This window comes from Bacteroides fragilis NCTC 9343, assembly GCF_000025985.1.
Lineage (GTDB): Bacteria > Bacteroidota > Bacteroidia > Bacteroidales > Bacteroidaceae > Bacteroides > Bacteroides fragilis.
The window spans coordinates 616,322-634,778 of sequence record NC_003228.3 but is presented as its reverse complement, the minus strand read 5'-3'; the positions used below and the strand labels follow the sequence as shown (position 1 = coordinate 634,778).

At 42.8% G+C, this 18,457-nt stretch carries 14 protein-coding genes; 1 reads left to right on the top strand and 13 read right to left on the bottom strand.

Translation table 11 applies throughout. The annotated features are described in order from the left end of the window. Positions 1-94: 94 nt before the first annotated feature. The 12 genes from BF9343_RS02495 to BF9343_RS02445 form a co-directional block, all read right to left on the bottom strand. A complete protein-coding gene (locus tag BF9343_RS02495) occupies positions 95-1,582 on the bottom strand; it encodes a RagB/SusD family nutrient uptake outer membrane protein (RefSeq protein ID WP_005784504.1) in 1,488 nt (495 codons plus the stop codon). 23 nt (positions 1,583-1,605) lie between these two features. Continuing rightward, entirely contained in the window at positions 1,606-5,019 is a 3,414-nt protein-coding gene (locus BF9343_RS02490) for a TonB-dependent receptor (protein ID WP_009291526.1), read from the bottom strand. A gap of 118 nt (positions 5,020-5,137) precedes the next feature. Next, positions 5,138-6,148 carry a FecR family protein gene (locus tag BF9343_RS02485; protein WP_010992086.1) on the bottom strand — a complete coding sequence of 337 codons (1,011 nt, stop codon included), beginning with the start codon at positions 6,146-6,148 and terminating at the stop codon, positions 5,138-5,140. A 53-nt stretch (positions 6,149-6,201) separates the two neighbouring features. Then, positions 6,202-6,765, bottom strand: coding sequence for an RNA polymerase sigma-70 factor (locus tag BF9343_RS02480; protein WP_005784499.1), 564 nt, complete (start codon positions 6,763-6,765; stop codon positions 6,202-6,204). A gap of 156 nt (positions 6,766-6,921) precedes the next feature. Next, positions 6,922-8,361 carry a sensor histidine kinase gene (locus tag BF9343_RS02475; RefSeq protein WP_005784497.1) on the bottom strand — a complete coding sequence of 480 codons (1,440 nt, stop codon included), beginning with the start codon at positions 8,359-8,361 and terminating at the stop codon, positions 6,922-6,924. A gap of 28 nt (positions 8,362-8,389) precedes the next feature. After that, positions 8,390-9,517 carry a sensor protein KdpD gene (locus BF9343_RS02470; RefSeq protein WP_005784495.1) on the bottom strand — a complete coding sequence of 376 codons (1,128 nt, stop codon included), beginning with the start codon at positions 9,515-9,517 and terminating at the stop codon, positions 8,390-8,392. Between the two features lie 95 nt (positions 9,518-9,612). Next, positions 9,613-10,362: a hypothetical protein gene (locus tag BF9343_RS02465; protein ID WP_010992085.1), complete on the bottom strand. Its 750-nt coding sequence runs from the start codon at positions 10,360-10,362 to the stop codon at positions 9,613-9,615. Between the two features lie 9 nt (positions 10,363-10,371). Beyond that, positions 10,372-10,947 (bottom strand): K(+)-transporting ATPase subunit C, encoded by a 576-nt coding sequence (locus BF9343_RS02460; RefSeq protein WP_010992084.1) that lies wholly within the window; start codon positions 10,945-10,947, stop codon positions 10,372-10,374. 11 nt (positions 10,948-10,958) lie between these two features. Beyond that, entirely contained in the window at positions 10,959-13,007 is a 2,049-nt protein-coding gene (kdpB, locus tag BF9343_RS02455) for a potassium-transporting ATPase subunit KdpB (RefSeq protein ID WP_005784488.1), read from the bottom strand. Between the two features lie 21 nt (positions 13,008-13,028). Further along, positions 13,029-14,735, bottom strand: a complete 1,707-nt coding sequence (gene kdpA, locus BF9343_RS02450; RefSeq protein WP_008658368.1) for a potassium-transporting ATPase subunit KdpA — start codon at positions 14,733-14,735, stop codon at positions 13,029-13,031. 15 nt (positions 14,736-14,750) lie between these two features. Continuing rightward, entirely contained in the window at positions 14,751-14,831 is an 81-nt protein-coding gene (gene kdpF, locus BF9343_RS24250; protein ID WP_077687938.1) for a K(+)-transporting ATPase subunit F, read from the bottom strand. Between the two features lie 344 nt (positions 14,832-15,175). Continuing rightward, positions 15,176-16,519 (bottom strand): sigma-54-dependent transcriptional regulator, encoded by a 1,344-nt coding sequence (locus BF9343_RS02445; RefSeq protein ID WP_005796447.1) that lies wholly within the window; start codon positions 16,517-16,519, stop codon positions 15,176-15,178. Positions 16,520-16,823: 304 nt separating this feature from the next. On the opposite strand from BF9343_RS02445, the gene BF9343_RS02440 reads away from it, so the two are divergent. Continuing rightward, entirely contained in the window at positions 16,824-18,188 is a 1,365-nt protein-coding gene (locus BF9343_RS02440; protein WP_041926165.1) for an amino acid kinase family protein, read from the top strand. A 108-nt stretch (positions 18,189-18,296) separates the two neighbouring features. On the opposite strand, the gene BF9343_RS23570 is transcribed toward BF9343_RS02440, so the two are convergent. Beyond that, positions 18,297-18,440, bottom strand: coding sequence for a hypothetical protein (locus BF9343_RS23570; RefSeq protein WP_005784480.1), 144 nt, complete (start codon positions 18,438-18,440; stop codon positions 18,297-18,299). Positions 18,441-18,457: the final 17 nt, after the last annotated feature.

The following is an 18,457-nucleotide window of genomic DNA, read 5'->3' as shown; positions in this document are numbered from 1 at the left end:
GAACGGACTTCGGCAATTTAGAAATCATAAGACGTCTCCATGACACATTGCGAAATCCGTTCTGAATTAATTTATAATAATCTCTAAAGAAGCATTAGTATCCTTCATTCTGAATGACCTGACCACTGCTTTCCGTTATGACACTCTGTGGCAAAGGCATCAGGTTCATATACTCTTTTGCGGTAGTCGATCCTTTGTATTTGATAGCATAGTCGATATACAATCCATAGCGGATCAGATCACTGCGACGACAACCCTCACCCCATAATTCATGCCCACGTTCTTTAAGAACAGCTCCAAGAAAATCGTCCAGTGAGGTAAAATCACTCAACTGATAAGCAGCCAGTCCTGCACGTGTATGTACATCATTCAGACGGTCCACAGCTTCCTGAGTAACCGCATTATTACTACGTGCCAATGCCTCAGCCATCAGAGTCAATACATCGGCATAACGGTAAACAACCACATCGACTTCACTATTTTCACTGGTTTGTGTCGGATCTTCTCCATATTTGATGGGTAAAGCCCCTTTATCCAAATACTCACCGGGATTAGTTTCATTGTATGTCACTCCATCTGTTCCTACATATTCACTACAGATAACTTCCAGGCGCTTGTCTTTAGGATCGAAACTGTGGTAAAACTGCCATGGCATACGATAACCATTCCATTTTTGTATGTTCGGATTAGTTGTAGGATAGTTGCTTGGCAACACATGCGCATGCCACATCTGTTCGTTTACTCCTCTGGTTTCAATGCATGAAAAGATCATTTCATCATTACCCTCATTGTCTAAAGTAAAAATGTCCTTATAATTAGTAACCAACGAATATCCACATTTCATGACTTCTCTGCCACATTCCACAGCCTTGCCCCATTCTTTTTCATGCATATAAAGTTTCATCAACACCGTATATGCCAGTCCTTTGGTGAACCGTCCAAAATTCTCATCAGATTTACTATATTTAGCAGGAAGTACCTCAGCTGCCGCTTTCAAGTCATCTTCAATCAACTTCACTGTTTCCTCTTTTGAAGAACGGGGTACAATAACCTTTTGGGTAGGATTCTGTAAAACTTCTAATGAAGGAATCTGAATAGGGCCATACAAGTCGTAAAGAATATATGCCAACCATCCACGCCCACAACGTGTTTCGGCAATTAAACGTGTTTTTTCCTCTTCTTTCATATCAATACCAGAGATACGGTCTAATGTCAATGTCATCTTTCCGATATGATTCGCCCATGTTCCGTAAAAAGAAGTAGGAATATCAGAGGTAGCAGTGAAATTCAACTGTAATACAGCCGGCCACCACGAATCTCCCCATTTACAATCCAATAGGTCGGTAGACATATCTGTATTAGAGGCCAAACCACCTTTAGCACATTGAAATAATCCGCTATACCCATCTGCACGGAACGGACCGTAAGCTGCTGCAATAACCAATGCATCAGCATCATCTGCATTAGTAGGAAATATAGTTGTATTAATTGAGTCATATGATTCGGATTCCAGGTTAATGCAAGAGCCTAATAAACCAATTACTGTGATAAACAGGGAAAATATATAAATTATCTTTTTCATATCATTCTTTATTTTTTTATTGCTTAGAAAGTAATATCCAGACCAATACTAAAACTACGTACATTGGGATATGCCCAATAAGAATCATCTGTTTCCACATCCAAACCATCATACGGAGTAATAGTAAACAAGTTGTTCACATCGGCGTAGATACGTACATTGGAAACCAGTTTCTTTGCCGACTTAACAGGCAATGTATATCCCAGCGTAATATTGCGACAGCGAATAAACCAGCTCTTTTCCAAGAAATAGTCTCCATATCCATAATTACTCATATACTGAAAATAACCCGGCATCTTACCCGATGTATTATCATGCGACCACACTTCTTTGGCCGAAGTAGGCATGTTATAACCGCGATATAAGTTATTCACCCCGGTCATTGTTCCTGAACCGACAATCCAATAATCTTTATAAGAACCACTCTTTAATAAATCCAACTGACCATAGAAATAAACATTCAAGTCGAAATTCTTATAACGGAAAGTATTATTCAATCCCAGTAAATAACCCGGATCACTACAACCTTTAAAGACAGCGTCCGCATAATCTATCTTTCCATCGGGCTTTCCAGTCCTCAATGGAATGCCATGTTTGTCGGTCTTATAAGTTCCGTCTTCATTGTATGCGTATCCATCAATATCTTTTAATTTCACCTGTCCCGGTAGAGCCCCCGGCATCCAGGATACTTCCTCCCCCGGCTGAATCAGCCCGTCAGACAAATACATATAGTATCCTCTCAACGGAGCATTATACATATCGTATGGATTCGGGCTCCAATTCTCATCACGTTCTTTCCACTTATCACGATAGAACGAGAAAGTAAAATCGGTATTCCAACTAAAATCTTTTGTATCAAAATTCTTTGTATTGATTGTCAACTCAAATCCCTGACTCTGCGTTTTACCGATATTGGCAGCAATCGAACCTACTTCATTATACGAAAGTACACTACGGGAACTAAGCAAATCAGAAACTACCTTATGAAAGTATTCTGCAGTTACATTAAAACGATTGTTTAAGAACCCCAGATCCAATCCTACATTCCACTCGGTTGTCGTCTCCCATTTTAAATCCGGATTACCGATCTGACTGACATAGACTCCTGTATATTCTTTATTACCGAAAACTTTATTATATCCTGTACCATAATAAGTGACTGATTTATCTCCGATATTCGAGTTACCTGTTTGTCCGTAACTTAATCTTAACTTACCGTTAGAGAGCACTTTATCCAAATTCAAAGACCGGGCAAAGTTTTCCTCCGTAAATCTCCAGCCCAGAGCCACAGAAGGGAAATATCCCCAACGGTTATTTTTTGCAAAGTTAGAGGCACCATCAGCACGAAGAGTGGCGGTCACCAAGTAACGATCTTTATAGGTATAATTTACACGACCGAAGAAAGAGGCCATTTCACTTTTAGAAGCGGAAGAACCAACCCATGGTTTTTCATAAGTACCTGCACCCAGATTATTAAACAGAAAGGCATCTGTCAGAAATCCTTGGTTACCCGCATTGAGATACTTACTGGTGAATCTTTGAAAAGAGTATCCAACCAAAGCATTCAGATTATGATCACCCAAACGTTTTGCATAATTGGCAGTCAGTTCTAACAAATAATCAGACCTGTCATATTGCCCGATGTCTGCACGGCCATCAGCCTTTTCTCCGTAAAGAGTTGTTTTAGGCATGTATACCTCACGACGCTGATAGTTACGATCGATACCAAAACTGGCTTTCAATGTGAGCTCATTGATTGGTTTGATTTCAACAAACGGAGTGGCCAGGAAACGTTCTTTAGTCGTCTGATCACTGATCTCAAGTAGCGAAACAGGATTTGGAATATAAGCAGCCTGTTGGTTCAGACTGTAATCACCATTTTCATCTTTCACAGACAATAGTGGACTAAACTGAGCAGCAGACACTAAAATACTGGCATATTCATTTTGCCCTGCTCCCAACGGAACATTGTCCAATGTATTACGACTCACTGTCAGGTTGATACCTACTTTTGCATATTTACTGAGCTTCTGATCCAGATTTACACGGCCAGTATAACGCGACATGCCATTATTCTTTACAATGCCCTTTTGATTAAAGAAGTTACCAGAAATCAGATATTTGGTATACTCCGTACCTCCATTGATTGAGATATTATGCTGTGTCTGAAAACCCGTACGAGTAATACGATCATACCAATCTGTATCATTTACCGGATTCGCAATATCCGCATCCGAATATTTGGGATGATATGCACTGCCGGCCTCCGATTCATTTTTACCACCATAAATGCCGACTTTATTATCATACATCCACTTTTCTTTAAACCAGCGGTTAGACTGAATCATAAAATCCTGTGCATCCAGCATTTCATATTTAGTAGCCATAGTCTGCACAGTGGCAGATCCTGAATAGGTAACTTTCGGTTTACCCTCTTTTCCCCGTTTGGTTGTAATGATAATAACACCACTGCCCGCACGTGCACCGTAAATAGCAGTAGAACTGGCATCCTTCAATACTTCAATTGATTCGATATCATTGGGGTTGATCGAGGCCAATATATTGTCAGTCGTACCATTATCACTGTTATAACCGACACTCACATTACCTGCATTACTTACAGGAAATCCATCCACAATAATCAACGGATCATTGCCTGCTCCGGTCGAAGCAGCTCCACGAATCCGAAACGTTGTGCCGCCACCAGGCTGGGCACTGATTGTATTTACCTGTAAACCTGCTGCTTTTCCGGCTAACGCATGGCTCACTGTAGATATCGTACTTAGGGGAGTATCGTCCATCTTCACTGATGCTACTGCACCGGTCAGGTCCTTTTTCTTCATTGTACCATAACCTACGACAACAACCTCATCCAAGGTTTTAGTATCTTCTTTCAGTAACACAGCCAATTGGTCCCGGTTTTTTACAGCAACATCCTGCTGTACATATCCAATATAGGTGATCTGCAATACTGCGTTACCCGGCACTTCCAACTCAAAACTTCCGTTCATATCGGTGATCACGCCTGTTGCCGTACCCTTTACCAATACGTTTGCTCCGATAATCGCTTCACCGCTGGCATCTTTCACAACTCCTTTTACCTTTTTGACTTTTGAAGCCGGCTTTTGTTCCACGGGAACAATCACAATGTAGTTACCGTTCTTTTTGTACGTATAACCCGTATCTTTCAGGATAGTTGCCAATATCTCCAGTACTTCGGTTTCTTTTTGATTCAACGAAACTTTACGAGAAACATTCAGGTGTGAATCATTATAAGCGATTTTATACTTCGAAGATGCTTCGATCTTTTCAAACGCTTGTTTCAACGACACTGTTCCATCCCGAAATGTTACTTTTTGGGCATGTACTTGCAGAGAACCCGCCAACATCAAACCAAGGCAAAAAGCTGCCACTCGGATTGATCGATTTTTGTTCATAATATTATTTTTTTTAGTTAAACAATAGCCGTCCTTTGGCGGCTTTTACAATAGGACAGTCTGTTGTTTAACTACACCCAACGATATAATGTTAACAAATGATAATATAGGCCAAGCCTTAATCTATATAAATATCTTTCCCCTCTATCTGGTATTCAAGTCCAGGGATCATTTCTTTAATCAACATCATAATATTCTCGATGGACTCATTAGGATAGAAATGAATAGTCAGATTATTGGATTGATAAATAGAAGTCTGCAAATGTACCTGAACCGAATAGGTACGTTCTATAGTCTGTATCACTTCTTTGAATGGACTATTACTGAAATACAAACCTCCACCTCTCCAATCAGAATAATCAGAAGCCTTCACGCGTTTTCTCTCTATATGTCCGGTGGACGGAATATAAACAATCTGATCATCCGGCTCTAACAAATAGGATGAATCGAAACGATTCAGCGACATACGGATAGATCCTTCTTCCAAAGTAGTCACTACCTTATCTATATTCGGATAAGCGTTTATATTGAATTCCGTACCAAGTACACTTACAGAAACAGAGTTCGTTTTTACAATAAATGGGCATTCTTTATCTTTTGTCACCGAGAAATAGCCTTCACCAGCCAGATAGACCTCACGTTCGTTTCCTATAAACGCAGACGGATAGATCAGCAAAGAACCGGAATTAAGCCAAACTTTCGATCGATCGGGTAAAGTGACTTGCTCCCGTTTTCCATTACTAACATAATATTGAATGAAAGTCACATTGCTAAGTTCGTTCTTAATGGTAAGAGTTTCTTTATATAAGTAAGCGGAACCGAACAATAGTAATAAGGGGACGATGATAGAAGCAGCAATCCAACTCCATCGGGGAATACGAAAACGCGAAAAAGAAGATTCCGATTTTAAAGAATCTCCTCCAATCTGTTGTTCCAGCTTTTCAAAAGCTCTCAGCGTTTGATGTTCATCCGCCTGTGGAAAACCGATCTGTTCCCAAATACCGGACAAGACCTCTTCTTTCTCTTGTCCGCTGTTTGTATCGGCCAGTCGTTGATGTACTCTTTCCACCACCCCGTCCGATGCCGGATGATGAAAAAAGTAAGTAATTATATTTTTTAAATAACTCATTCTATCACTAATTTATAATAGGACGCATAAATCCGGATATATCCCCAACCGTATTAACATAAATAGAGAAATATAAAGAATAACAAAGCATTTTTCAGTTCTTTCAACGCTAAGTTAAGATGGTTCTCAACAGTTTTTTTACTAATCTGCAACTTCTCCGCTATTTCTGCATTGGTCAGTCCGGCCTCCCGATTCAACCGAAAAATCATTTGCCGTTGAGGAGGCATATTCTCCACCACCATATCAATCAATAGCTGCAAGTCTTTAGCAACCAACTCTTCATAAGGAGTCGTGTCTGTAGACTCTTCTACCCATTCTGTCCCCTGACTATCCTGACGATTCTGCCGGGAACGCAAATAATTGAAAGTTGTATTTTTAGTCAAGACATACAGATAGGTTCCGAACACTTCTACTTCACAAAATTTCTCACGGTGCGTCCACAGTTTGAGAAAAACTTCTTGTGTCAAATCTTCGGCTTCACTCTCCGATTTAACCAATCCCATTATAAAAGAGCGCACCTTCGGATAATAACGCATAAACAATGCCTTAAACGCTATATGGCTTCCTTGGGAGAATTGGGAGACCAGTAATTTTTCTTCTGCGATTTCAGAATGCATTATTATCCACTTAAAAGATTAACTTAGACAAGTATCATATTATATCAATACGTCGGCAAAAATAATAAAAAACCTTAATATAATAATGTCATAAATAGTTTTTCTAGGAAAAAATCCCACAGAATCACAAGTCTATCTCCATAATTTCCAGCATTATCATGCCTTCAACCTTATCACAAAGCAACTCCCCTTACCCGGTTCGCTCTGTACGGTCAATGTCCCTCCATGTGCTTCTACAAAGTCTTTCGAAATGGACAATCCCAAACCGCTACCCTGAACTTTAGTTCCCGGTACACGGAAATAACGATCAAAAATGCTTTGGTGATATCTTGGATCGATTCCTTTGCCAAAGTCTTGCACATAGAGCTCGATATACTCTTTTTTATGCCTTACGCCAATCACTACTCGGCCATTCTCTTTCGAATAGCGAATCGCATTGCTTAAAAGGTTAGTAAGTACCCAAGCTATTTTTTCACTATCTACAAATAGTTTCGGTATCTTCTCTTGAGGATAGTCAACTTCTATTTGTATATTAAACTTATCAGCCTGTACCTGATTGGCCTTGATGGCGTACTCAATCAGTTCGATAGGTTTCGTAATTTTAGGCATCATTTGAAGCTTGCCGGCTTCCACCTGCGTCATGTTCAGTAACTCTCCGGTAATATCGAGTAAGCGCTGGCTATTGTCCCTTATATTCTTCGATAATTGTTCTTGTTCGCCATTCAAAGAGCCCACTCTTTTGTCCTCCAGCAATTGAAGACTCATCATTATGGCAGAAATAGGAGTCTTCAGTTCGTGGGAGATGGTAGAGATAAAAGTGGTTTTTGCAGAATCGAGTTCTTTGAACTCTGTAATATTTTTCAGCAAGATAACGTCTCCCAGGTTTCGAGCCTCTCCTTCTTCTGCCGCCGCATTCTCAATCGGAATATACGAGGCTTGGAAATAGCTTTCTTTATTGTCCGCATAAATTTTTAAAGGTTCATTCTTCTCACCGGGAGTCACCAACTCACGTATCAGCCTGCGAAGCAAATCATTCTTCAGAGAAAGTTCTTCGGCGGACTTCCGGATTACATTCTCACGCTTCATATTGAGTACATTCAATGCTTCATTATTGATAAAAAGAATTTCCCGTTCGGTATTTAAGCCGATAATCGGCTCATGAATACTGTTAACAACGGCTTCAAGGAATTTTTTTGCAGAAAGAATATCAGCCAATGTACTGTCACGATACTCTGTCAGTTTCTCAGCCATGCGGTTAAAACTATCCGAAACTTCCCTGAACTCTTCGTATCCTCTCATATCCAATCTCTTTTCATAATTATGATTGGCTATTTCCAAGATACCACAAGTCAGTTCTTTTACCGGCCTATTAATAGAACGGGGTAGCCAGATAAGCAGGACCAAACCCGTGAGGATACAAATGCCACCTGTTACGGAGATCCATAAGAGCGCACGCTCCAAAGCAGGCATGGCAACCGGACTATCAGGTTCCGTGGCCGTTAGAATCTGAAGGTTTACTACTGAAAGTGTTACCAGTAAAATAATCATTCCGGCCAATATTCCAATGCCGAAAAGTAGTTTGGTTTTTATATTCATAATGGATAACTAAGACTAAATCATTTTTTTATGCAAGTATAATCAAATCTATGTTCGCTTGTGCCAGATTATTTAAAAATCTGCGATATTTCAGCACGCTACACAATGCTCCCGGCAGGCGAAGGCCTGGGGAACCCATGCAAACAGTGGATATCTGTTTCTCCTTACAAACCTGCACAATACTGCCTAATATATCTTTCGACTGTACCTGGACGACTTCCCCACCCAACTCAGTCACCAACTTAAAATGATTCAGCAGATGTCTCTGGCTGGCCAAATCGATACGTTCCATGCTTTCTTTGGGAACTTGTACGTAAAGAGCGACAAACGAGGTATTATATCGGGTAGCCAAACGGGCTACTTTCCTTATAATACGGCGGGGCGTCTTCTCTTGGCTACTGATGCACGCCATAAACTTTTCATGACGAACTCCCAAACCAATACCCATCACAACCTCATTCTCTACTTTCTTTTCCACTCGCAAGGCAACCTCCTTCAGTGCAAGTTCACGGAGTTGCAGGATATTCTCGGTCTTAAAGAAATTATTGAGTGCAGTCTGTATTTTTTCCGGCTTATATATCTTTCCAGCTTTAAGTCTGGTTATCAGTTCTTCGGCCGTAAGATCAATATTTACGACCTCATCAGCCTCTTGAAGAACGCTATCGGGAATACGCTCCTTCACTTCAATACCTGCGATATCTTGCACCTCTTCATTCACACTCTCGATGTGCTGAATGTTGACTGCCGAAATCACGTTAATCCCTTCATCAAGCAGTGTCATCACATCTTGCCAACGTTTCTCATTCAAGCTTCCTTCCACATTGGTATGTGCCAGTTCGTCTACAATTACAATTTCGGGATGAATACGGATAATCGCTTCCAGATCCATCTCCTCGAGCTCTTTCCCCTTATAAAACAGTTTCCTGCGCCGGATAACAGGTAAACCTTTCAACAGGGCTTCCGTCCCGGCACGACCATGTGTCTCAATATATCCGATCCGGACATCCACCCCGTTATCAATCAGATCATGTGCTTCCTGGAGCATCCGGTACGATTTGCCTACACCGGCAATCATACCGATATAAACCTTAAACTTGCCACGACGGGATTTTTTTATCAAGTCGAGGAAATGCTGTACACTTTCTTCTCTATCCATCTTTTCTTCAATTTTTATACTGCATAACCCGTAACAGTATCGCTACTGCCACGGGTTGACTAACCACTTTTTAAATTCCTAAGTTATATCTGATTTCATGGCTTTAAAGTAATACCAAACACTAAATGCGCATCTTCCATACGGGGATTCCAAACAGCCTGTGCAAATACAGGCAAAGCAAACTTGTCAGTGAACCTGATCTGAGTAGTTCCTTTCAAAGCAACATTGGTTACGGCAAACCCATCACAATTGTATTGGGGAGCGGCATAAGGAACCATTCCACACGTTACGTTTAAATCCACCATTCTCACTCTGAAGGGATAGTTGAATTCAACATAAGACGAATAATTCTGGCCTCCCTCCGCATTCTTATCTTGCCCTGCAAACATGGTATACCATGCAACAGACAAAGGAAATGTTTCGGACTGCACAGTATAAGCCACTCCTGCCTCAAAGTGGTGAGCCGTTTCATGACTCTTAAAATTAAAGTATTTACGTGCTCCCTGTCCTGCCCACCACAAGTCGGCAACCGATACGGTCAGACCGGAACGACCTAATGTGTATGCAGCCGTCAGATCGATCTCCTTGGCAGCAGCTCCGGCCGAAGCAGAAGTTCCGTCAAAATCGGTGGAGCCCCATGCGGTCAATGAAAAGTTTCCGACACTAAATCCCAAAGTCGGCTGGATACTCGCTCCTGTCTGATACATTCCGCGCCAGACATATGAACTTACGAGATCTCCCTGAACATTAAGCTGTTGGGCATTCGCGTTCATACTTCCCCAGAAGCACATCATTCCAATCACCATCAAGGCTAAAATCGTGTTTTTATTTATGACATTTTTCATCTTTACTTTCTATCTGTTTTTTAACTCTTCCAGAGCTATATTCAACTTTAATACATTTACTTTCTCGGTTCCGAATATCCCCAGCAACGGCTTCTCTACAGCTTTATCTACGACTCTTCTCACCTCTTCCACATTCATGCCACGTGCCTGCGCCACTCTTTTCACTTGTACATAAGCACTCTGTGGAGTGATGTCCGGATCCAGTCCCGAGGCACTGGCTGTCACCATCTCGGCAGGTACATCCTTGCGTGCCAGATACGGATGATGAATAAGGAAAGTATCGATGCGTGCCTCCACCTCTGCCAGATATTCAGGATTGGTCGGCCCTTTATTGCTACCTGCCGAACTGGTTGCATCATAGCCATCACCGGCACATGAGGGGCGTCCCCAAAAATATTTTTCTTCCGTAAAAGTCTGTCCTACATTGGCAGCCCCTACCACTTTTCCGTTTAAGGTAACTACTTCTGCATTTCCCCGGTTAGGACCGGCTACCTGTGCAAACAGCCACAGCACGAGGATATAAAATACAGAGAAGAATACACAAAAGACGAGAGTTATCTTGATAGATTTTAATAATGTTTTCATTGCTTGAATATTTAAAAGAATAAACTGACAACCAAATCGATTAACTTGATTCCGACAAAGGGAACGATCACTCCTCCTAACCCATAGATTAAAAGGTTCCGACGGAGCAAAGCCGATGCACCGATCGGTTTATATTGTACTCCTTTCAGCGCCAATGGTATCAGGATCGGGATAATGATGGCATTGAATATGACAGCAGAGAGTATAGCACTTTCCGGACTATGCAGATTCATAATATTGAGTGCACCCAACTCTGGAATGGCCACCATAAACAAAGCAGGTACAATGGCAAAGTATTTTGCCACATCGTTGGCAATAGAGAAAGTAGTCAGGGTTCCACGAGTCATCAGCAACTGCTTTCCGATTTCCACAATCTCTATCAATTTAGTTGGGTCATTATCGAGGTCGACCATATTGCCGGCCTCCTTGGCTGCCTGCGTACCGCTATTCATTGCCACACCGACATTTGCCTGCGCCAATGCAGGAGCATCATTCGTTCCGTCTCCCATCATCGCCACCAACTTACCGGACTGTTGTTCTTTACGGATGTATTCCATCTTGTCTTCAGGCTTTGCCTCAGCTATAAAGTCGTCCACCCCCGCCTTTTCGGCAATGTACTTGGCGGTCAAAGGATTGTCACCGGTTACCATCACTGTCTTCACTCCCATCTTGCGCAGACGTTCAAAACGTTCCTGAATGCCCGGTTTTATAATATCCTGCAACTCGATAACCCCGGTCACCTTCCGGTCGACACACACTACCAGCGGTGTACCTCCATTACCAGAGATCTCACTGATCACTTCTTCTATTTCTTTCGGGAATTTATTCCCAGCTGCTTCCGTAATCTTACGGATCGCATCGAACGCTCCTTTACGTATCTGTGTGCCATCGGCCAGATCAACACCCGAACATTTGGTTTCAGCCGTAAACTGAATCATCCGGGCACCGGCCGTCTGAAGACTCCGCATCCGTACCCCCGATTCACGTCCTAACTCTACAATAGATTTACCCTCGGGCGTCTCGTCCGAAAGCGAAGCCAACAGACAGGTTGTTACAAACTCCCGCGGACCGACTCCCGGTGCCGAATGGAATTTCGTTGCCCTGCGGTTACCAATCGTAATAGTACCGGTTTTATCAAGCAACAGTGTATCGATATCTCCTGCCGTCTCCACCGCTTTACCCGACTTTGTAATCACATTGGCACGCAATGCACGATCCATACCGGCAATACCGATGGCAGAAAGTAATCCTCCGATAGTAGTCGGAATCAAACAGACAAACAGAGAGAGGATGGCTGCAATCGAGATAGCTGTTCCCGGATGTTCAAGACTGGTATAGTCAGCAAACGGGATCAGAGTAACACATACGATGACAAAGACCAGTGTAAAGCCTGCCAACAAAATGGTCAGGGCTATCTCGTTCGGCGTCTTCTGCCTGCTTGCGCCTTCGACCAACGCAATCATTTTGTCAAGAAAGCTTTCGCCCGGTTGCTGTGTGACCAATACCTTGATATGATCTGAAAGCACTTTGGTACCACCGGTCACAGAGCTTTTATCTCCACCCGCCTCACGGATCACCGGAGCAGATTCACCGGTAATGGCACTTTCGTCAATGGAAGCCAATCCTTCAATAATCTCTCCATCGGCAGGGATCGTATCACCGGCTTCACAAACAAAAACATCCCCCTTTTTCAGTTTAGAACTACTTACGGTCTGAACCTTGTCTCCTATTACCAGTTTAGCAGGAGTCTCTTCACGCGTTTTGCGTAAGCTGTCGGCTTGTGCTTTACCACGGGCTTCGGCTATTGCTTCAGCAAAATTGGCAAACAACAAGGTCACAAACAAAATTAAGAACACACACAAATTATATCCGAAAGTACCATATTCCGGAGTGAAGAGAGAGAGTAACGTTACCACCAGCATAATAACGGTAACCACTTCTACCGTAAACATAATCGGGTTCTTTATCATCATTCGCGGATTCAACTTCACAAACGACTGCCTGATACTTTCTATTACTTGCTCCTTTTGAAACATAGAAGCTGACATCTTATTTTTCATAACTTTATTATCCTGCTATTCTTATAGACTTAAATGTTCGGCGATTGTACTCAACGCATGTACAGGGAAGAAAGACAAAGCTGCAACAATGAAAATGACGGCAAAAGTCATTACTGCAAAAGTCACAGTATCCGTTTTCAAGGTACCGGCACTCTCGGGAATAAACTTTTTTTGAGCCAATAGTCCTGCAATGGCTACCTGTCCGACGATCGGAATAAACCGACTCAGGATAAGTACAATGCCACATGTCCAGTTCCAGAAATATGTATTATCACCCAGTCCCTCGAAACCCGAACCATTGTTGGCAGCCGATGAGGTGTATTCGTAAAGCTGCTCGCTGAGACCATGAAATCCGAGATTGTTCAGCCATCCGCCCTCACTCTCCACAAAATCGGGGTGATGTGTATAGACATAACTTGAGATGGCAGTAAATACCAGAATTACAAACGGATGCAACAAAGCGACGAAGGTTGCTATTTTCATTTCCCGGGCTTCTACCTTCTTACCTAGAAATTCCGGCGTACGCCCCACCATCAGTCCGCTGATAAAAACGGCCATGATAATAAAGGTATAATAGTTCAGCCATCCTACACCAACACCGCCAAACCAAGTATTGATCTGCATATTCAGCATCTCGACCATTCCACTGAGCGGCATAGTCGAATCGTGCATCCCATTGACCGAACCATTGGAAGTAACCGTTGTGGTGACACTCCATAGGGCTGTGGCTCCGGCTCCAAGCCGTACCTCTTTTCCTTCCATCGCACCATGATCCTGGGCAATTCCCATTTCGCTGATACGCGGATTACCTCCCATCTCCTGACCGACATTGATAAAGACACCTGCCAGATAAGCAAACAGCATCACTCCAAAGATACTATATCCCAACTTCCTGCGATTGGTATAAAAGCCCAAGGCCAATACCATCGCCATCGGAATGATCAGAATCGACCAACACTCTACCATATTAGTCAGATAGGTAGGATTCTCCAACGGATGCGAAGAATTGACACCAAAATAACCACCACCATTGGTTCCTAATTGCTTAATGGGAACAATCGCAGCCGTAGGTCCCTGGGATACCATCTGCTCCTGTCCTTCGAGTGTAGTCAGTTGCATCCGACCGTCAAAGCCCATCGGTGTTCCCTGCAAAATCAGAATGAAACCTACCACCAATGAAAGCGGTAACAGAATACGTGTGCAACTGATCACCAGAAAGTGCCAAAAGTTACCAATCGTTTGAGTGCTCTTGGCAGCCATACTTTTCATAACTCCGGCCATGGCAGCCATTCCTGTGGCAGCAGTGATAAACTGGAACAACATGATGACAAACAATTGAGTGAAATAAGTCAGACCACTCTCACCGCTGTAGTGTTGCAAATTACAGTTTACCATAAAACTGATGCAAGTATTGAATGCCTGGTCAGGTGTTTGAGCCCCGTTTCCGTCGGGATTGAGCGGAAGCCAACCTTGCGATACCAGTAACACCATTCCCCATACAAACCAAAATGCATTCAGGATCAGTAACGCCTTGAGGAACTGTTTCCAGTTCATCTCCTCCTGCGGATTAATACCACATATCTTATAAATCACTCGCTCTATAGGCGCCATGAAGTCCGACCAAGTCTTCTCTCCCTTATAAACCCGGGCTATGTAACGTCCCAACGGATAAGCTAATACCACCATCAGGACAATCTGCACCGCCACTCCTAAAATTTCTGTATTCATTGCTTTATTTTCAAATTAAAACTTCTCTGGACGAATGAGCACATACGTCAAATAACTGAAAAGTATGATACCTACTACAAATAGTGTTGTGTACATAAAATAAATTCTCCTCTCTAAATTGTTTCAAACCAGTCAACGCATTTCCAAAACAGCCAGAAGCAGGCAAACCCGCTCAACAGGCAGAAAATAAATGAAACTGTTATTCCCATGTTTTTTACCTTTTAATTAAAATGTTTATACTTATGTTTTTTACCTGTAACTCTTCATGCCAAATGCGTGCCAGAAACAGTCAAGGATAAGATAAGTCACTATCATACAGAGATATAAAACAAATAGGGTATCTTCGTCTTGTACGAAGATACCCTATCATTATGAAAAGGTTCGTTTTATTTTGAAAAGGAAAGAAGCATAAAACTCAGGCAACGATATTCACGCGCGACTCAGAGCTTATATTCTTCTATTTTTCGGTATAAAGTAGTCAATCCGATTTTCAGTAAACGTGCTGCTTCTGTTTTATTGCCTTTAGTATACTCCAATACCCTCGCTATATGCCTGCGTTCCATAGCCGAAAGTTCAAAACTGCCCGGCATTCCTTCGTCGGATTTCTCGTAGTGGCTGTTCTGTATTTCCAACGGAAGATCGTCTACATCCAGACGGTCGCCCTCACAAACGATCAGGCTGCGTTCGATTACATTACGTAATTCGCGGATATTTCCTTTCCAGGGTTGTTGGCATAGGGCCTCCAGATAAGCGGGAGCAATCCTATTGACCGGATGTGAAAGTTTTTCGGAGAAGGAACGGACAAACGATTCAGCCAGTATCTTAATATCTCCCGTACGTTCACGCAAAGGCGGAAGATGTACCTGAAACACGGAGAGCCGATAGAACAGATCTTCACGAAAACGTCCCGCAGCTATCTCGGCAGGTAAATTACGGTTTGTAGCAGCAATGATACGCACATCAATGTGGGTCGGCTTCGTGTCACCTATCTTGATGTATTCGCCAGTTTCGAGGATACGCAACAGCTTGGCTTGCAACTCAAAAGCCATCTCACCGATTTCATCCAAAAAGATTGTTCCGTTATTGGCTTCTTCAAAAAGTCCCTTCTTATCTTTCAGCGCACCGGTAAAGGAACCCGCCTTATGCCCGAACATCTCGCTCTCCAGCAACTCTTTACTAAACGAAGAGCAGTTAACTGCCACAAAGTTTTGCCGGGCACGCTTACTACTATAATGTATGGACTGGGCAAACACCTCTTTTCCGGTTCCCGTCTCACCCGTCAGCAATACAGGTACATCAGTCACCGATACCTTACGGGCTAACGAAACCGCTTCTTTCAATGCTTTCGATTCACCGAGTATGGAATCGAACGAATACATCAGTCCCATCTTCTTCTCCAGTTTGTCCAGGCGGATATTCATCCGTGCCTTTTCTACAGCGCGACTGATCAGGGGAATAATTTTATTGTTATCATCTCCCTTCGTTATGTAATCGAAAGCTCCGTTCTTGATTGCCTGCACACCATCAGGTATGTTTCCATGTGCCGTCAGCAGAATAATCTCCACTCCCGGAGATTTTTTCTTCATCTCCGTCACCAGATCCACCCCGTTTCCATCCGGCAGAAATACATCACACAAAGCCACGTCGGGCATTTGAAGTTCCAATTGTCTGAGTGCTGTCTTACAATCGCCGGCCTGACACACTTCGTAACCTTCAAGTTCCATCATACGTGCCAGCAGACCACGAATCTGCACTTCGTCATCAATAATCAGAATTTTACTCATATCTGATAAGTTAAAATGTGAATGGTAAAAAACAGGGTGTGCAAATATAATGGTTTTCTGCTACAACGCAAATGATCGGACTGCTGAAAAATAAAATTCCGAATGGCATGTCTTTTGAACTTTTATTCATGACCCAGCGCCCGATAATCTTCCCTACCCCTTTTCTGATCGCTCAGAAGCGGTTTTTAACGGGTAAGGGATCATCTGAACAGGCAAATGCCACCTTTTCATTTTGATAAAACAAACTAAAATGAAAAGGAGACAGATAAGAAAAAAGAATCGTATAACTAAAAAAAATAGAGAAATGAAAATCTACAAATTCGGTAAGATTCCCACAGGCTCAGTACAGGGAATGAAAGGAATGCTCCGCCTGATTGACAACAGTATCCCCAAAATAATCGTTCTGTCCGCCACTACAGAGACTACGGAACGTCTGGCCGGAATAGCTGCCCATCTTTTCAACAGAGATACAGAACAGGCGCATGACGAGATAAGCAGGCTTGAATTCAGGTTTATCGATTTCGCCAACGAACTATTCAATGACGAATCGATCAAGCAACAGGCGGTCGATTCCATCATCGATCGTTTCCGGACTCTATGGAACTTTACCCGCCAACGTTTTACATCTGTCGACGAGAAAGACATACTGGCACAGGGAGAATTTATCAGCAGTATGCTAGTCAGCCTCTATCTGAAAGAGCAGGGAATCAACAACCGACTACTCAACAGCCTCGACTTCATGCGACTGGCTCCGGAAGAAGAACCGGACATGGAATACATCGGTACAAAGCTACACTTGCTCTTGGCAGAGCATAAGTCGACCAATGTATTTCTTACTCAAGGACATCTTTGCCGGAATGCTTACAACGAAACCTGTTACTTGAAACAAGGCGGAGATGATGTTTCAGCCACACTGATCGGAGCTGCTCTTCAGGCACAAGAAGTATGTCTGTGGACAGACAGCAAAGAGTTGCACAGTTGTGACCCGCGCTTTGTGAAGCATCCGGCAATGGTGAAGCAGCTCAGTTTCGACGAAGCCGAACAACTGGCCTATTGCGGCTGGACGGGATTCAACCCTCACTGCATCCTGCCCGCAAGAGAAAACAACATACCGATACGTTTGCTATGTTCGATGGAGCCTGCAGAAGGAGGAACTTTGATTTCAAATTCACAAAGCGGAGAAAACATAAAGGCCATTACCGCCAGAGACAATATTTATTACATTAAATTCCAATCGAACCGAACGTTACGCCCCTATCTGTTCATCAGCAAAATATTCGATACTTTTGCCAAATACCACACTTCCCTGTGCCTGTTCGCCTCGTCCGGTTCTGATGTATCTGTTGCCATCAACGACAAAGAGCGTTTATCGCATATACTCCACGAACTCTCACGATATGCAGCCACGGTGGTAAAAGACCACATGTGCATCCTTTCGGCCATAGGTAACATGCAGTGGCAATGCGCCGGATTTGAAGCCCGAATCATAAATGCTTTGGCCACCATCCCGATCCGAATGATCTCTTATGGCAGTAATAACAACAATGTTTCACTTGTCATCAGGGCAGAAGATAAGAGAGAGGCATTGCAACGACTGAACGACACGCTGTTCGCTCCCTGCCATGCAAATCCTTCTCAGATACATGTTCCGACATTAAAACACAGTTAGCAAAACATTACGGGCCGGCAGTCTTTCCCTTTAATGGGAGATTGAACAACATGGGGATGTTTTAGTGCAAAACATCCCCATGTTGTATACAAGAACATCCCCATGTTATCACACACAACATCCCCATGTTTTAATATCTAACATACCTGTATCACTCCACAAACGATAAGGAGATAGTAGTATATCTTTTGGTGTAACTGCACTTCCGTAAGTAAGATAACCCATACTTGTTAATTTTTTAAGCTTTTCCATGAACCTTTTTAAGTCGG